The organism is Pseudonocardia sp. C8, assembly GCF_014267175.1.
GTDB lineage: Bacteria > Actinomycetota > Actinomycetes > Mycobacteriales > Pseudonocardiaceae > Pseudonocardia.
In genome coordinates this window covers 5,581,246-5,597,000 of record NZ_JACMTR010000002.1, presented here as the reverse complement: position 1 = coordinate 5,597,000, position 15,755 = coordinate 5,581,246, and the positions used below count along the sequence as shown (strand labels likewise).

12 protein-coding genes are annotated in these 15,755 nt (G+C 75.6%); 5 read left to right on the top strand and 7 right to left on the bottom strand.

The genetic code is table 11. From position 1 onward, the window contains the following. Positions 1 to 25: 25 nt before the first annotated feature. The 5 genes from H7X46_RS26560 to H7X46_RS26540 form a co-directional block, all read right to left on the bottom strand. Positions 26 to 361: an MmcQ/YjbR family DNA-binding protein gene (locus tag H7X46_RS26560; protein WP_370588984.1), complete on the bottom strand. Its 336-nt coding sequence runs from the start codon at positions 359 to 361 to the stop codon at positions 26 to 28. A 43-nt stretch (positions 362 to 404) separates the two neighbouring features. Then, on the bottom strand, positions 405 to 1,127 hold the full coding sequence (locus tag H7X46_RS26555) for an alpha/beta fold hydrolase (RefSeq protein WP_186361943.1): 723 nt from the start codon (positions 1,125 to 1,127) through the stop codon (positions 405 to 407). Positions 1,128 to 1,136: 9 nt separating this feature from the next. Beyond that, on the bottom strand, positions 1,137 to 1,964 hold the full coding sequence (locus tag H7X46_RS26550) for a hypothetical protein (RefSeq protein WP_186361942.1): 828 nt from the start codon (positions 1,962 to 1,964) through the stop codon (positions 1,137 to 1,139). A gap of 66 nt (positions 1,965 to 2,030) precedes the next feature. Next, positions 2,031 to 2,372 (bottom strand): hypothetical protein, encoded by a 342-nt coding sequence (locus H7X46_RS26545; RefSeq protein WP_186361941.1) that lies wholly within the window; start codon positions 2,370 to 2,372, stop codon positions 2,031 to 2,033. Between the two features lie 261 nt (positions 2,373 to 2,633). Then, complete coding sequence (locus H7X46_RS26540; RefSeq protein WP_186361940.1) at positions 2,634 to 4,751, bottom strand: Hsp70 family protein; 2,118 nt, start codon at positions 4,749 to 4,751, stop codon at positions 2,634 to 2,636. Between the two features lie 268 nt (positions 4,752 to 5,019). On the opposite strand from H7X46_RS26540, the gene H7X46_RS26535 reads away from it, so the two are divergent. The 4 genes from H7X46_RS26535 (at position 5,020) to H7X46_RS26520 (ending at position 10,200) form a co-directional block, all read left to right on the top strand. After that, on the top strand, positions 5,020 to 5,826 hold the full coding sequence (locus H7X46_RS26535; protein ID WP_186361939.1) for a hypothetical protein: 807 nt from the start codon (positions 5,020 to 5,022) through the stop codon (positions 5,824 to 5,826). A gap of 121 nt (positions 5,827 to 5,947) precedes the next feature. Next, positions 5,948 to 6,736: an IniB N-terminal domain-containing protein gene (locus tag H7X46_RS26530; RefSeq protein ID WP_186361938.1), complete on the top strand. Its 789-nt coding sequence runs from the start codon at positions 5,948 to 5,950 to the stop codon at positions 6,734 to 6,736. A gap of 177 nt (positions 6,737 to 6,913) precedes the next feature. Further along, complete coding sequence (locus tag H7X46_RS26525) at positions 6,914 to 8,719, top strand: dynamin family protein (RefSeq protein ID WP_186361937.1); 1,806 nt, start codon at positions 6,914 to 6,916, stop codon at positions 8,717 to 8,719. Beyond that, on the top strand, positions 8,716 to 10,200 hold the full coding sequence (locus tag H7X46_RS26520; protein WP_186361936.1) for a dynamin family protein: 1,485 nt from the start codon (positions 8,716 to 8,718) through the stop codon (positions 10,198 to 10,200). Before H7X46_RS26525 ends, H7X46_RS26520 begins: the two co-directional genes overlap by 4 nt. A 629-nt stretch (positions 10,201 to 10,829) precedes the next feature. On the opposite strand, the gene H7X46_RS26515 is transcribed toward H7X46_RS26520, so the two are convergent. Next, positions 10,830 to 13,793, bottom strand: coding sequence for a LuxR C-terminal-related transcriptional regulator (locus H7X46_RS26515; protein WP_186361935.1), 2,964 nt, complete (start codon positions 13,791 to 13,793; stop codon positions 10,830 to 10,832). Between the two features lie 91 nt (positions 13,794 to 13,884). Here H7X46_RS26515 and H7X46_RS26510 point away from each other — a divergent pair, with 91 nt between their 5' ends. After that, a complete protein-coding gene (locus tag H7X46_RS26510; RefSeq protein ID WP_222131447.1) occupies positions 13,885 to 14,517 on the top strand; it encodes a 2-C-methyl-D-erythritol 4-phosphate cytidylyltransferase in 633 nt (210 codons plus the stop codon). A gap of 13 nt (positions 14,518 to 14,530) precedes the next feature. On the opposite strand, the gene H7X46_RS26505 is transcribed toward H7X46_RS26510, so the two are convergent. Further along, complete coding sequence (locus H7X46_RS26505) at positions 14,531 to 15,754, bottom strand: class I SAM-dependent methyltransferase (protein ID WP_186361934.1); 1,224 nt, start codon at positions 15,752 to 15,754, stop codon at positions 14,531 to 14,533. Position 15,755: the final 1 nt, after the last annotated feature.

Genomic DNA, 15,755 nt, shown 5'->3' with positions numbered 1-15,755 from the left:
TTGTCGCCGGTACGGCGAGACCCGGTCACGTGTCGTGCTTCCGGCGGACCGTGGCCGGAGCCTTCCGCCGCCACGCCTCCTCGACGAGCTCGGCGAGCTGCTGCGGGTCGATCCGGTCGAGGTCGACGAGGATCGCGCCGTAGCCGTCGTAGTGCGGGGTGGTGGTGAACGCGGGGTCACCGGAGGCCAGGAGCGCCTCCTTCTCCTCGAGCGAGCACATCAGCACGAGCAGGCCCTCGGCCTCGGTGCGCAGCCGGGCGAAGCCCTTGCCCCGGACCTTGAGCGACGGGGTACGGAACCAGGTCGACTCCTCGACCTCCGGTAGCGCGGACGCGATACGCACGACGTCGTCCCAGTTCATGCCGCCCATCGTGCCGGGCCCGGTGTGCCGGGTCGTGGAGGAATCAGACCAGGTGCTTCGCCAGGAAGGTGTCGACGGCGGCCTTGCCGTCCGCGACGTACTCGTCGGCCTTCCACCGCTCGACGAGCTCGGCACCGGGTGCAAGCTCGACGAGCCGCCGGGACACCTGCTCCGGGTGGAACTCGTCGCCGCCCATCAGGACCAGCCACGGCGTGGTGAACCGGGCCAGCGCCTCGTCGGGGACCGAGAACAGCATCCCGCCACCGCCGTACATGTTGGCCTTGAACGACGCCCAGTCGTCGTCGGAGGCCTCGGGGTGGTCGGCGGCGATCTCGGCCCGCCAGCCGTCGAACATCTCCTCGAAGCGGTGCTGGTTGTCCGCCCGGCCGATCGGCTGCAGCGTCACGGCGGCCCGGATCCGATCCTGGGAGGTGGCCAGCAGGCTCGCGATGTAGGAGCCGCCGATGCACATGCCGAGCACCGCGAACTCGTCGACGCCGAGGTGGTCCAGCAACGCGAGCTGGTCGGCGGTGTAGGTGGACCAGCCGTCGGTTCCGTGCACCTCGCCGACCGAGGAGCCGGCATTGCGCTGGTCCATCGCGATGACGCGATAGCGGTCGGCGAGGTGGTCGACCGGGTTCCACGGAGCCTTGTCCCAGGCCGCGATGGTCGACCGCAGCCCGCCGGGCGCGATCAGCAGCACCGGGAAGCCGGAGCCGTGCTCCTCGTAGTGCAGGGTGACGCCGGGGCGCTGGAAAGTCGGCATGCCAGAACGTTAGGACACCCGGGGCGAGGTCCGCTTGACCGAACGGCGACGGGCCAGGATCGAGGTGCCGTAGACGACCAGGGCCAGGCCGAGGAGGAGCATCCAGGTGAACCCGGGCCGCACGGTGTCGTCGAGCAGCGTGATGCCGACCATGCCCGGCACGACCACCTGCACCACCATGTAGAGCGCGGTGACGGTCGCGACGTCGCCGAGCTGCAGCGCGCGTGCGTAGTTGTAGAGCCCGGTGAGCGCCATGCCGGCCAGCACGTAGATCAGCGGGTCGGCGAGCACCCCGGACACCGTGACACCGTCGGTGAGGTGCATGGCCCGGATGCAGACCGCGCCGCCGCCGAGGCCGAGCCCGGCGAGCAACGCCGAGGGCCAGGGCCGGGTCACCCGGTTGGTCGCCAGCGTCGCCGCCATGAACAGGACCAGTGCCGCGACGAGCACGGTGACGATCGTCCAGTGCCCGGAGGACATGGCGTCCTTGCGCTCGGCCCCGGCGCTGCCGGCGACGAGGGCGAGCCCGATCATGCTGGAGCCGATCGCCAGCCGGTGCACCGGGCGCAGCCACTCGCCGCGGGCGTACCGGGCGTAGAGGGCGGTCATCGCGATCGCACCGGCCAGCGTCGCCTGCACCGCGAAGATCGGGACGAACTGCAGCGCGACGACCATGCAGAGCCAGGTGACGATGTCCATCGCGAGCCCGCCGACGAAGCGGGGCCGGGCGAGCACCGTGCTGACCCGGCCGCCCTGCTGCGCCGCGTCGGCCTGGAGGATCGCCGCGATCGTGCTGCACAGCATCGCCAGCACGGCGAACGACATCCCGATCAGCACGCGCGCCCCCGGGGACTCCGGATACGGGCGGTCACGCAGCTCGGCACCGCCCGATTGTCCCTGCCGCTAGCGGGCTCCTGCCGGGCGGGCGCCGGTCGACGGTGCGGTGCGCTGCTCCGGCAGCGGACCGGGCTGTGGGCTGACCTCGAAGAACCCGCTCATCAGGCCGCCGGCCGCGGGTTCGCCACGCTCGGCGGCACCCTTCCAGGGCGACGCTCCGGTTCCGGACGCCCGGCGCTCGCGGAGCAGCGCCCGGGGACGTTCGGTCAGCGCCAGCGCCAGCACCGTGAACGTGACGCCCACGAACAGGGGCCCGCCGACCAGAAGGACCGGCCAGTCGAAAGCCAGGTAGGCCATCAACAAGGCCACCGCAGACATGCCGATGACCGCCCCCGCCAACCGTGTCACCACGAGCTCCCCTCAGACCGTGCCCACCCCGTGACCCTCTGACGTTCTACCACGTCGGAAGGGATGCGGGAGCACGGCACGGCACCGCCGCCGTCACACCTTCGTGCACCGGGTGCGGCGACGGCCGTGAGGGGCCGAGCCGGCGTGGGGGCTCCCGGTTCCACGCCGACCCGGCGGTCCGAATCATCCCGTCCCTGGCGCGGTGCCGGAGGGGCGGGGGTCACTCGCCGCTGTCGTTGCAGCGCAGTGGGTGATCGAGGTTCACGCGCTCGCTCCCGGGGTCGTGGGTGGGGGCGAGCCGGCCGGTGGTGCCGCTTCCGTCGCCGGTGACGGCGGGGTCGACGGCTCCGGCGACACCGGGTAAGACGTCCGGGGGGCACCCGTGGTTGGCTCCGGTGTGACCGGGGTCTCGTCCGGGGCCGCTGCCGGCGTGGGGTTCGGGGTCGCGGGGGGAACGACGGGGCCCGGAACGGGCGTGGTCGTCCGGGGGCGGGCCCCCGGGATGCGGTCGGGCGCGGGAGCCGCGGTCCGGCTCCGGGCGGTGACGGTCGCGTCCGCGGTGCCCGCCCGGCCGGGTGCCGTGGCCGCCCGGGTGGGGGCGGACGCGGGGACGGCCGGGTCCGTGACCGCCACCGGGGCGGCTCCGGGCTCCGCCGCCGGAGGCGGAACCGGTACCGGCGCGGGCACCGAGGTGGCCGGCATCGTCGGCGCGGCGCTGAGCTCGCCGATCGACGCCGGCGAGGACGGCCAGAGCAGCAGCGCACCCGCCACCACCGCCGCACAGGCGATCCCGCCCGCGCCGGCCAGCACACGCCGGGCCGGGGCGCGGAGGGTGGCGGCCCGGCCGGTGTCCTGCGTGACGACCGTGTCCGCGGCGGGCGCGCCGAGCTCCGCGGCCTGCAGCGCGGGGGGCGAACGGCGGGGCCGGACCGGCCAGGCCTGTGCGGTCCCGGCGGGGGACGCACCGTCCCCGCGGGGGTGGACCGGGCGCTGACCGGCGCCCGAGGCGGCCGTGGCCTGCTCGGCCGCCTCCGGCGCAACGGCGGCACCGCCACCGGCCCGCGGGGCCGGTACGGCGGCCGGCGGCGCCGCCAGCACGCCGGCCGTCCGGTCCGATCCGGCCCGGCGCGGCTCGGGCGCGCGGGCCGCGGGGCGACACGGCACCGCGCGCGGCCCGGCCGGAACACCACCGGGCGGGGTACCGGGCTCGCGAGGCGCGGGGATCCGGGGCGCCGCCCACGACCCGGCCGGGACCCCACCGGGCGGGGTCCCCATGGCGGCGCCGGCCGGCCGGGCGGCCCCGGCCGCACGCGCGGTCCCGCTCGCGGCGCCGGCCGGCCGCACGGTCCCGGCCACCGGGGCCACGGCAAGCGCCGCGCCGCGGGCGGCGTCGTGCACCGGATCGGCGCACACCGCCAGCGGCCGCCCGAGCCCGGCGGAGAGGACCTGCACGGCGACCGGCATCCGCGCGGAACCGCCGGCCAGGAGCACCTCGGCGTCCGGGACCTCCGCGACGACGTCCGCGACAAGGTCGGCGACCGGCTCGAGGACCGGGCGGGCGAGCTCGTCGAGATCCGCGCGGTGGATGCGGACCGAGGTGCGGACCCCCGGCAGGTCGACCGGCACGGTCACCACGGTGTCGGCGGACAGCACCTCCTTGGCCGTCCGGCACGTGTCGCGCAGCTCTGCGAGGGCCACCAGTACCCGGGGGTCGTCGACGTCCAGGGTGTCGAACGCCGGCGTGGCCCGGCGGACGAAGGCGAACACCGCGTCGTCGACGTCGGCGCCGCCGCGGGCGAACACCACGGCCCGCCCGGCGGGCACCGGCATGCCCCCGGACGGGGCCGGCGACAGGACGGTCACCGTGGTGCCGCTGCCGCCCAGGTCCACGACGGCGACCGGGGCCCCGCCCGGGTGCGCCGCCCGGTGGGCCAGTGCGACGGCCTGCGGCGCGGCCACCAGTGCGGCGGTCAGCCCGTGCCGGGCCAGCGCCCCGGCCAACAGGTCCTTCTTGTGCCGTCCCCAGGCGACCGGGTGGGTCACGGCGATGCGCGCCGGCTCCGTGCCGTACCGGGCGACGACGTCGTCCACCAGCCGGCGGACCAGCCGGGCACAGAGGTCCTCGGGGCGGTACGGGACGTCGCCGAGCGACAGCGGGGTCGGGTCACCGACCCGGTCGAGGAAGCCGCGCGCGACACGGTCCGGTTCGGACGGTGCCCGCCTGCGGGCGGCGTCACCACAGAGGAGGTCGCCGTCCGGCGTCGCGACCAGGACCGCCGGCAGCGCGGAGACACCGTCGGGACCGGCGGCACCGCCGTCCGGCAGGACCGCGGCGGTCACCACGGTCGCACCGAGGTCGATCCCGAGCAGGTAGGACATGCTCCGTCCCCTCGTCGGCGGCACGCGTGTGCGGTGGCGACACCACCGGCGGGCGGTGGCGTGCTTCGGGGATGGCATCGGTCCGCGACACCCCTTTGTTAACCCGTGCCGTGCAGCGATCCGCGATGGGGGGCGGATCCCCTAATGCCCCCGATCGGGACCCGGAGCGATCCCCGATGGCCGGCGCGGCCGGCACCCCTAGCTTTCGTTGCAGCACCGGCCGAGGCCCTCGACCGGTAACCACCACCGAGCCCCCGCGGAGGACACCATGGCCACCGAGCCCCTCACCCTGATCGAGTTCATCAAGAAGCTGCTGGCCGGCGACTCGGAGAGCATCCAGATCCGGGACTGGTTCGAGAAGGACCCGCAGGCGGTCCTGCACTACTACGGCCTCGACGAGTACACCCCCGAGGACGTGCACGACGCCATCGTCCTGATGCAGGACAACGACACCGTCTCGTTCGACCGGAACTACGACACCGGCTACGACGGCGGCAAGGGCGGCTGGAACTGGGACGGCGGCAAGGAGGGCGGCCACGACGGCGGCGGCCACCACGAGACCGTCCACGTCAAGGACAACCACTACGAGTACAACGTGGACGACCGCGACACCATCGTGGACAACTCGATCAACCAGAACGTCGACACCGGCGGCGGCGACTTCGACCAGGAGATCGAGACCAACTCGGTCACCGCCTCGGGCGACGGCGCCGTGGCCGCCGGCGGCGACATCGAGGACTCCACGGTCACCACCGGCAACGGGAACATCGTCGGCGACGGGAACAACGTGGTGGACGGCGACGGCAACACGGTCGCGTTCGGATCCGGCAACGCGACCAGCACCGGCGACATCTCCGCCGACGACGGCTCCGCGGTCTCCGTGGGCGGCAACGCCAGCGGCTCGCACGACGCCACCGACTCGTTCAACGAGACCACCACGACCACGACGAACGAGACCGAGATCGAGGACTCGTTCAACCAGGACAGCAGCCAGGACAACGACTCGTCGTTCGAGAACAACAGCCAGACCCACACCGACACCAACTCGCACAACAACCTCGAGGTCGACGCCTGATCGTCGGGCTCGCACGACCGGTCACCGGGCCGGGTCCCCGCCCCGGCCCGGTGACCTCCTTCCCCCCCTCCACGCACCCGTCGCCCGACCGCGCGCGACGGCACCTCCTGAGGAGAACGCCATGTCCGCCGAGAAGTCGCTGATCCAGTTCATCCTGGACCTGCTGCGCGACCCGCAGCTGCTCGCCGAGTTCAAGGAAGACCCGCACGGGGTCCTGGCCTCCTGCGGCCTGTCCGAGGCCAGCGCCGAGGACGTCCGCGACGCCATCGTCCTGGTCCAGGACAACGACGAGGTCTCGTTCGACCGCGACTACAACACCGGCGGTGGCCACCACGCCCCGCCGCCCCCGGTCGAGCACCCCAAGCCCGGCGAGGACCCGGCCGAGTACATCGAGCGGTACGTGACGAACAACCACTACACGTACAACGTGGACGACCGCGACACCATCGTGGACAACTCGATCAACCAGAACATCGACACCGGCGGCGGCGACTTCAACCAGGACATCGAGACGAACTCGGTCGTCGCGTCCGGCGACGGTGCGGTGGCCGCGGGCGACGACATCGAGGACTCCACGGTCACCACCGGCGACGACAACGTCGTCGGTGACGACAACGACGTGGTGCGCGGCGACGACAACACCGTCGCGTTCGGCGACGGCGACGCCACCAGCACCGGCGACATCGCCGCCGACGACGGCTCGGCGGCCTCGGTGGGCGGCAACGCGGCCGGCTCGCACGACGCCTCCGGCTCGTTCAACGACACCGAGAACACGACCACCACGACGACCGACGTCTCGGACTCGCACAACGTGGACAGCAGCGAGGACAACGACGTCTCGGTGACCGACAACAGCGAGACCGTCACCCACGACCAGTCGCACAACGACACGTCCCTCGACGTGGCCTGAGTTTTCGCGAGACGATCTCGCCACTGCTCCGCGGAGCAGCCGGCTGGACCGCGTGGCCCATCGGCCCCGGTCACCCACCCGTGGGTGACCGGGGCCGATGGCGTTCGTGTATCCATGACAGGAACGTGACGAGCGGTGTCCGGACCGCTCCGTAGCGATGTGGGGGGCGGGGCGCACGTGGCAGTGCCGGAGGCGATGGGCCTGGTCGATCTGGCCCTGAAGGCGGTCGACGCCTACGACCGCCCGGACCTCGCGCCCCGGCTGAAGCAGGCCAAGGCGCGCCTCACCGACCCGGCCGTGCGCGTGCTGGTCGTCGGCGAGTTCAAGCAGGGCAAGAGCCAGCTGGTGAACGCGCTGGTCAACGCAGGGGTCTGCCCGGTCGACGACGACATCGCCACCGCCGTCCCCACCGTCGTGCGCTACGGCGAGGACACCACGGTGACCCTCGTGCGCGAGGACGGCGGCGGCGAGCGGACCACGGTCCCGCTCGAGCAGCTGGCCGAGCACGTCTCCGAGGGCGGCAACCCCGGCAACCGGGCCGGCCTCGCCCGCGCCGAGGTCACCCTGCCCCGCAAGCTGCTGCAGAGCGGCCTGGTCCTCGTCGACACCCCCGGTGTCGGCGGGCTGGGGTCCGCGCACGGGGCCGCGACGATGTCCGCGCTGCCGACCGCCGACGCCGTCCTGCTGGTCTCCGACGCCAGCCAGGAGTACACCGCCCCGGAGATCGACTTCCTGCAGGCCGCGCGCAAGCTCTGCCCGAACGTCGCCTGCGTGGTCACCAAGACCGACCTGTACCCGCACTGGCGGCGGATCGTCGAGCTCGACGAGGCCCACCTGGCCCGCGCCCGGATCGACGCGCAGGTGCTGCCGGTGTCGTCGGCGCTGCGGCTGCACGCGGCACGCACCCAGGACCTCGACCTCATCGCCGAGTCCGGGTTCCAGGCGCTGGTCGGCTTCCTGCTCCGCAAGGTCGTCTCCCGGGCCGACGACCTGAGCCGCCGGTCCACCAGCCAGGACGTCCTGGTCACCTGCCAGGCGCTCGAGGCGACGATGCGCGCCGAGCTGATGTCGCAGAACGACCCGGAGAAGGCCGGCGCCCTGGCGAAGGACCTCGAGGCCGCCAAGTCCCGTGTGGACGCGCTGCGGCAGCGGTCGGCACGCTGGCAGACCACGTTGAACGACGGCGTCGCCGACCTGATCGCCGACATCGACTACGACCTGCGCGACCGGCTCCGCGCCGTCGCCCGGGACGGCGAGCAGCTGCTGGAGGACGCCGACCCGGCCGAGATCTGGGAACAGTTCGCCGAGTGGTTCCACAAGCAGGTCTCGCACGCGGTCGCGCAGAACTTCGTGTGGACCACCGAGCGGGCCCGCTGGCTCGCCGAGCGGGTGGCCGAGCACTTCGCGGAGGACGTCGACGTCCAGCTCCCCGAGCTGCGGATCGCCGGCGGCGCGGTGGCCGGCAAGGTCGACGCGCTGGAGATGCCGGTCGGGGAGAGCTTCGGGGTCGGGCAGAAGCTGTTCGTCGGCATGCGCGGCGGGTACGGCGGCCTGCTGATGATCGGCCTGGCGTCCACGGTCGCCGGGTTCGCGCTGCTCAACCCGCTCTCGATCGGGGCCGGCCTGCTGTTCGGGGCGAAGACCGTGCGGGACGAGAAGAAGCGGCTCGTGCAGCGCCGCCAGGCCGACGCCAAGAACGCCGTCCGCCGGCACATCGACGAGGTGACCTTCCAGGTCGGCAAGGACTCCCGGGACAACCTGCGGCAGATCCAGCGGGAGCTGCGCGACCACTTCACCGTCCTCGCCGAGGAGCTCTCCGAGGCGCTGAAGGAGTCGGTCTCCGCGGCCCAGACCGCCGTGAAGGACGACGCGGTCCGGCAGAAGCGGGTCGCGGACCTGGAGGCCGAGCTGAAACGCGTCGAGGCGCTGGCCGAGCGGGCCCGGAAGCTGGCGGCGGCCGTGGAGACGGCGGAGGGGTCGTGAGCGCGCTGACCGAACAGACCCGCGCGCTGCTGCGGGACGCCCTGGCCGTCTACGGCGACTCCCCGCAGGCGGCCGGCTGGCTGCGCCACCACCTGGACCGGTTCGACGAGCCGCTGCGGGTCGCGATCGCCGGCAAGGTGAAGGCCGGCAAGTCGACCCTGCTGAACGCGCTGGTCGGGGAACGGATCGCGCCCACCGACGCCGGGGAGTGCACCCGGATCGTCACCTGGTACGCCGACGCCCCGGCCCCCGGCGTCCGGATGCGGCTGCGCGATCCCGCCCGTCCCGAGCGGCCGCTGACGCTGACCCGGCGGGACGGCGCGCTGCGGATCGACCTGCAGGGCACCCCGGTGGAGGACGTCGACCGGCTGCTCGTCGACTGGCCGTCGCAGCACCTGCGGCGCACCAACCTGATCGACACCCCGGGCATCGCGTCGCTGTCGGCGGACACCTCGGCGCGGGCCGGGCAGTTCCTGACCCCCGAGGACGCGCCGTCCCCTGCCGACGCGGTCGTCTACCTCATGCGCCACCTGCACGCCGGGGACGTGCGGTTCCTGGAGTCCTTCCACGACCGCGGCGTCGCGCGCGCGACCCCGGTGAACACCATCGCGGTGCTGTCCCGGGCCGACGAGATCGGGGTCGGCCGGCTCGACGCGCTCACCTCGGCGCGCCGGATCGCCCGCCGCTACCGCGGCGACGACAAGCTGCGCGGGCTGTGCCAGACCGTCGTCGCCGTCGCCGGGCTGCTCGCCGAGACCGCCCGGACGATGCGACAGGACGAGTTCGTCGCGCTCTCCGAGCTGGCCGCGCTGCCGCGGGACGACGTCGAGGCGCTGCTGCTCTCGGCGGACCGGTTCGGCCGCGGCGACCTGGCCCGCCCGGACTCCGCGACCCGGATCCGGCTGCTGGAACGGTTCGGGCTGTTCGGGGTGCGGCTGGCGACCACGCTGATCCGGCAGGGGGTCACCGACCCGACCGCGCTGGCCGACGACCTGGTCCGCCGGTCCGGCCTGGACGAGCTGCGGCGGGTGCTCGACATCCAGTTCTCCGAGCGCCGGGACCTGCTGAAGTCCCGCTCGGCGTTGCTCGCCGTGGACCTGGTGCTGACCCGCGAGCCGCGCCCGGCCGGGGCCCGGCTGCGCGCCGAGGTGGAACGGATCCTGGCCGGGGCGCACGAGTTCGTCGAGCTTCGGGCGCTGGCCGACCTGCGTGCCGGGAAGATCGTCTTTCCGCCGGAGGCGCTGGCCGAGGCCGAGCGCCTGCTCGGCGGGGACGGCGGCTCGGCGCCCGCCCGGCTCGGCCTCCCCGAGGACGCCGGCCCCCGCGACGTGCACGACACCGCCGCCGACGCGCTGCGCCGCTGGCGGCGCCGCGCGGAGAGCCCGCTGACCGGCCGGGCGTCCGCGGAGGCGGCCCGGGTCGTCGTCCGCAGCTGCGAGGGGTTGCTCGCCGCCCCGGCCCGGCACCACGCCCACCACTGACGGCGGGGTTCGCGCGGCCCCGGACGGCTCGCGCAGGCGCTCAACCGGGTCGATCGCGGGTGGGCTCGGCCGCGGTGCCGTCGATCTGCGCGCCGCCGCCCTGATTGCGGCGGGAACGTGCTGATCGACGGGGGGTCGGAGGTCGCGGGAGACACGTTCTCGCCCCCACCCGGGTGCATTCGTGCAGATCGACCCGACACCCGCGGCCGAGGCGCACGCTCCCGCCCCCACCGCGGCGCGAGCGCGCAGATCGACACCGCACCCACCGTCGAGGCGCACGATCCCGCCCCCACCGAGGCGAGAGCGCGCAGATCGACACCGCCCCCACCGTCGACACGCACGTTCGCGCCCCTTCCGGGACACAAGGGTGCAGATCGACAGATCTCGCCCGGTCGAGGCGCACGTTTCCGCCTCTTCCCGGGCGGGATGGTGCAGATCGACAGTGCCCGGGGCGGTGAACCCGGTGGGCCGGCGGTGACACGGCGCGAACCTGTGGCGAGCCCCGGGGACCGGAGGCTCGGCGGCCCGGGCGGGGCGCGCCCATCGCGCGACCGATCGAGCCACCGCCGGGCCGCCGACGAGCCACCGCCGGGCCGCCGACGTCCTCGCTGCCCGCGGCGCGCGCGAGCTCAGCGCTCGTCGAGGATCCGGCGCAGCTGGTCGAGGAGCTCGCTGCGGCTGCCGGCGCCGAGTCGCTGCCGGATCCGCGCCACGTGGTGCTCGACCGTCTTCGCGGAGATGAACAGCGCCTCGCCGATCTCCTTCTGGGTACGGCCCTGCACGACCAGCTCGGCGACCTCCCGCTCCCGCTCCGAGAGCAACGACGGCACGGCCGGGCGGGCACCCTCGCCGGGGCCGCCCCGCTCGGACCGGGCCGCCGCCCCGTTCGGATCCGCCCGCGTGGGGACCGCCGCACCGGCACCGGCCGGGCGCCCGGCAACACCGGCCCCACCGGCACCAGCCGGGTGCCCGCCGACACCCGCCCCACCAGCGCCGGTCGGGCGCCCGGGCACACCCGCCCCACCAGCGCCGGCCGGGTGCCCGGCGACATCCGCCCCACCGGGGTCGGCGGGGCGCCCGGCGGCACCGGTCCCGGCCGGGGCGGGCCGCACCCCGGGCGTACCGGCGCGGCGCCCGCCGGACGTCGCACCCGCGGACGTTCCGGTGCCCGCACGCCCCGGCCCCGCGGAGGGGCCGTCGGTCGTCGCCGCGTCCCCGTGACCGGACGTACCGGTCGAGGCCCCGCCGCCGGCGGACCCGTGCGCGGAGGTCCCGCCGACGTCGGGCCGGACCTCCGCGCCCGCGGCCTGCAGGGCCCGGGCGCAGGCCAGCAGCGCCGACACCGCCCGCCGGTCGTCGGCGCGCAGCGCGGCCTGCCCGGCGAGCTTGCCGCCGTCGAACGACAGCCCGACCGCGTGCAGCCCGCGGGCCGCGTCCTCCACGGCCGCCGGGTCGACCCGGTTCTCGAGCACCCCCACCCAGTGCGGCGCGGCGACGGCCATCGCATGCGCGAACCGGCTGCCGCAGGCCGCCGCCTCCAGCGCGGCGGTGTGGGCACGGGCGGCCTCGACGTCGTCGACCAGCACGGCGGCCTGCAGCTGCGCCCAGTGCAGCGGGGCCGCCCAGAGCGCGGGCCTGCCGAGCCGGTCGAGCAGCGCGGTCGCCTCGTCCAGGTGCGGCGCCACCCAGCTCTCCTCGCGCAACCGGGTCGCGGCGGTCACGAGCTCACCGAGCGGCTGCAGCACGAACAGGTCCACCGGGTGCCGGACGATCGCCTGCCGGGCCCGGGTCCAGGCCCGCATCAGCGCGCCGAGGTCGGAGTTGCGGCGGGCGATCGCCACCTGCAGCGCGGCGGCGAGGAACTCGTCGCGCGGCTCGAGCGGGCGGCCACCGGCGTCCGCGTCGACGGCCGCGAGCCGGTCCTCGGCCGGGCCGGTGGCGCCGCGCAGCAGCGCGATCCAGCCCAGCAGCAGCCGGTGCCGGGGCCGGGCGGGTGCACCGCCGAGCCCGGTCCGCAGCGCCCGGTCCAGCACCGACGATGCGACGTCGAACTCGCCGGTGTGCACCGCGACCAGCGCGGCGAGCGCGGCCGGGGTGTCCGGCAGCAGCGCGGCGCCGTGGGCGCTCTCCAGCAGCCCGGCGGCGCGGGCCAGCCCGGACAGCGCCGCGGTCGGCGAGCCCTGCACCGAGTCGAGCATCCCGCGGGCGGTGAGGTCGTCGGCGCCGTCGACGAGCGTCGGTGCCCGGCCCGGCACGAACCCGCCGGGCCCCAGCAGCTCGCGCGCCTCCTCCAGCGCGCCGGTACCGATCAGCACCGGGACGGCCGCGGCGGGCGGGCGCTCCCCGGACACCGCTGCCGTCCAGCGGTACAGCTCGGCGCTGCGGGCCAGCAGGCCACGGCGGGCCAGCACGGCGGCGGCCACCGAGCCGGCGCGCACGGCGTCGTCGGCCTCGACGGCGTCGGTCGCGGACAGCACCGCGTCGGCGTGCGTCAGCGCCCCGTCCAGGTCCCCGGCGACCAGGTGCGCCTCGGCGCGGCCGGCGGCGACGGACAGCGGCGGTGTCCCGGCCGCGACCGCCTCGGCGTAGAACCGGACGGCGTCCGGGTGCTCGGAGCGGGCGGCCTCCGCGGCCGCGGCCACGAACACCGCGGCGGCACGGTCCCCGGTCGCTCCCGATCCGCGTAGCGTGCGGGCGACGGCGAGCACGCTGCCCCCGCGCTCCAGCTCGATCTCGGCCAGGGTGCGCCGCAGCTCGGTGCGCCGGGCCGGCGGGACCCGCGTCCGGACGGCCTCGCCGACCAGCGGCACCACGGCGCCGTCCGGGGTGCACAGGCCGGCGGCGACCGCACGCTGCACGAGCTCGTCGACCTCGTCGATCCCGCTGCCGGCGGTGTCGCTCAGGCCGAGCAGCGGGACGAGCACCTCGCTGTCCGACGGCGCGCCGAGCGCGAGCGCGGTGACCAGCTCGACCACCCGGCGGTCCTCGGCGTCGACGGCGTAGCCGATCTGCTCGGCGAGCGCCGCCGGTGCCACGCCGGTCGTCGTCCCGGAACCGAGCAGCCGGTCGACGAGCACCGGGGAACCGGCGGTGCGCTCGGCGACGGCACGGACCGCGTCGTCGCCGAGCCGGTGCCCGGTGATCCGGACGGCCCGCGCGGCGACCCCGGCCGCGTCGAGGGCGCCCAGGACCAGCGGCGGTGCGGACGCGGCGAGCACCGCCGCCAGCCGCGCCAGTGCGCGCCCGCGCGGCCACGGCCGGAACGCGACCACGATCCGGGCACCCGGGCTGTCGGCGAGCAGCCGGAGCCGGTCGAGCTCGTCGCCCGGCAGGTCGTGCGCGTCGTCGACGACGATCACCGCGTCCGCGGCGGGCCCGCCCGGGACGCTCTCGACGACGTCCGCTCCCGCGGCGCGCCACGCCCGGAGGAGTGCCTGCAGCACCGTGGACTTGCCGGATCCGGCGGGCCCGGTGACGGCGACGGCCCGCGGCGCGGCCGGATCCTCCGAGACCGCCCGGACCAGCGCGATCGACGCCGGCGCGCCGTCGAGCAGGCCGACGGCGGCCGCACCTGCCGGAGCCGCTGCGCCCACGCACCCTCCCTCGCCCGCCCCCGACCAGGGGGCACCGAGGTTATCGGGTGCGGCTGCCGGGTCCGGCCGGGGTCCCGGCAGGATCACCCCCGTGGTGGACGAGGTGTGGGCGGTCGTGCTGGCCGGGGGGACCGGGACCCGGTACGGACGCCTCAAGCAGCTGGAAGAGCTGGCCGGGGCGCGGCTGGTCGACCACACGGTCGCCGCGGCCCGGCGGACCTGCGACCGGGTCGCGCTGGTCCTGCCGCCCGGTGTCGGGTGGGACGGCGAGCCGGTCGACATGCTGGCCACCGGCGGGGACCACCAGTCGGCGTCGCTGCGCAACGCGCTGGCCGTCGTCCCGGAGCGGGCCGGGATCCTGGTGCTCGCCGACCCGGCGCACCCGCTCGCCGCGGACCGGCTGTTCACCGACGTGATCGCCGCCGTCCGCGGCGGGGCGGACGGTGCGGTACCGGCGATCCCGATGCTGGAGGTCGTGCAGCGGGTCGTCGACGGCGTCGTGCAGGAGACGCTGCCCAAGCAGGACACCTGGGTCGCGCAGTCCCCGCAGGCGTTCCGGGCGGAGGTGCTGCGGGCCGCGCACGCCGGTGCGCCGCGGCCGGTGGAGAACTCGGGAATGCTCGCCGCGCTCGGCCACCGGGTCGTGACCGTGCCCGGCGACCCGGCGAACCTGCACGTGGCCACCGAGCAGGACCTCGCCGTGGTGCGCCGGCTGGCCTGCTGAGCACGGATCGGGGTCAGACCGTCAGCAGCTCGGTCGTGGTCAGGCCCAGGCCGTCCAGGGTGGCGCGGACCTCGCCGGCGTAGACCGGGTTCATCAGCAGCACCGACCGCGGCGGCGCGTCCACGAGATCCTTCGGGGCGCGGATCGGCAGCCCGAGCCCGCCCATGTGGTGGCCCTGCAGGCCCGGGTTGATGTCGACGACGGCCCGCACCGCGCCGGGCGCGCCGCCGTCCACGCCGGACACCCGGCTGCCGCCCTCGACGACGTTGAGGAAGGTCAGCCCCTTCGCCCCGCCACCCCACACGACGACGTCGTCGCCGGCCGCGGCCCGCTCGCCCAGCCAGCCACGCCAGTGCCCGATCTGCCGGCCGGCCCGGGCGGCGAAGTCGTGGCAGGCCGCGTGCAGGGCGTCGCGCAGGTGCGGGGCGAGCTCCGGCGTGCCGGGCGTGCCGCGCGGGCCGGCCTCGGCGACGACGTACTGGTCGGCGTAGGTGAGGCGCACGGCGACGTCGCCCGCGTCCACCCCGCCGAAGCCGCTGCCGGCCAGGAAGCCCCGCAGGGTCGCCGGGGTGAAGTAGGAGCAGTGCTCGTACTGCAGGTCCCAGAACGCGCCCTCGTCGAGGATCCGGCCCAGGTCGGGCACCTCGGCCAGCAGCGCGCGGCCGCCGCCGCGGACCAGCCCCGCGTGCAGCTCGGCCCCGAAGTCCGCCAGCGCGGGGATGTGCTCGAGGGTGTGCCGGCAGACCAGCGCGGCGGTGCCCGGTTCGACCTGGTCGCGGGCGAACACGTCCGGGACGGCGGTCAACCGGCCGGCGAGCCGGGGCCGCACCCGGTCCGGCCCGAAGTGCGGGTCGATGCCGGTGACCCGGCCGACGCCCGCGGCGAGCAGCTCGGCGGCGAAGTCACCGGACCCGCAGCCCACCTCGACGACGTGCTCCCCGGCCAGCCCGAACCGGGCCACCCAGTCCGCGGTGATCTCCTCGGCGTAGGCGGCGAAGCGGGGGGAGTGGTGCTGGGACTCCTCGTGGTCGCCGGTGTAGTCGAGCAGGCCCTCGTCGAAGTCCCGGTTGAACACGGTGCCGCAGCGTTCGCACAGCACCAGGACCTGGTCGCCGACGCCGACCGCGCGGGCCGACCCGGGGTCGGGGAGCACCGCGGTCCCGTGGACCGGGAGGCCGGTCACCGAGAAGAACGGGTCTCCGGCGGGCGCGGCGCAGGCGGGGCAGCGGTCGAGCACG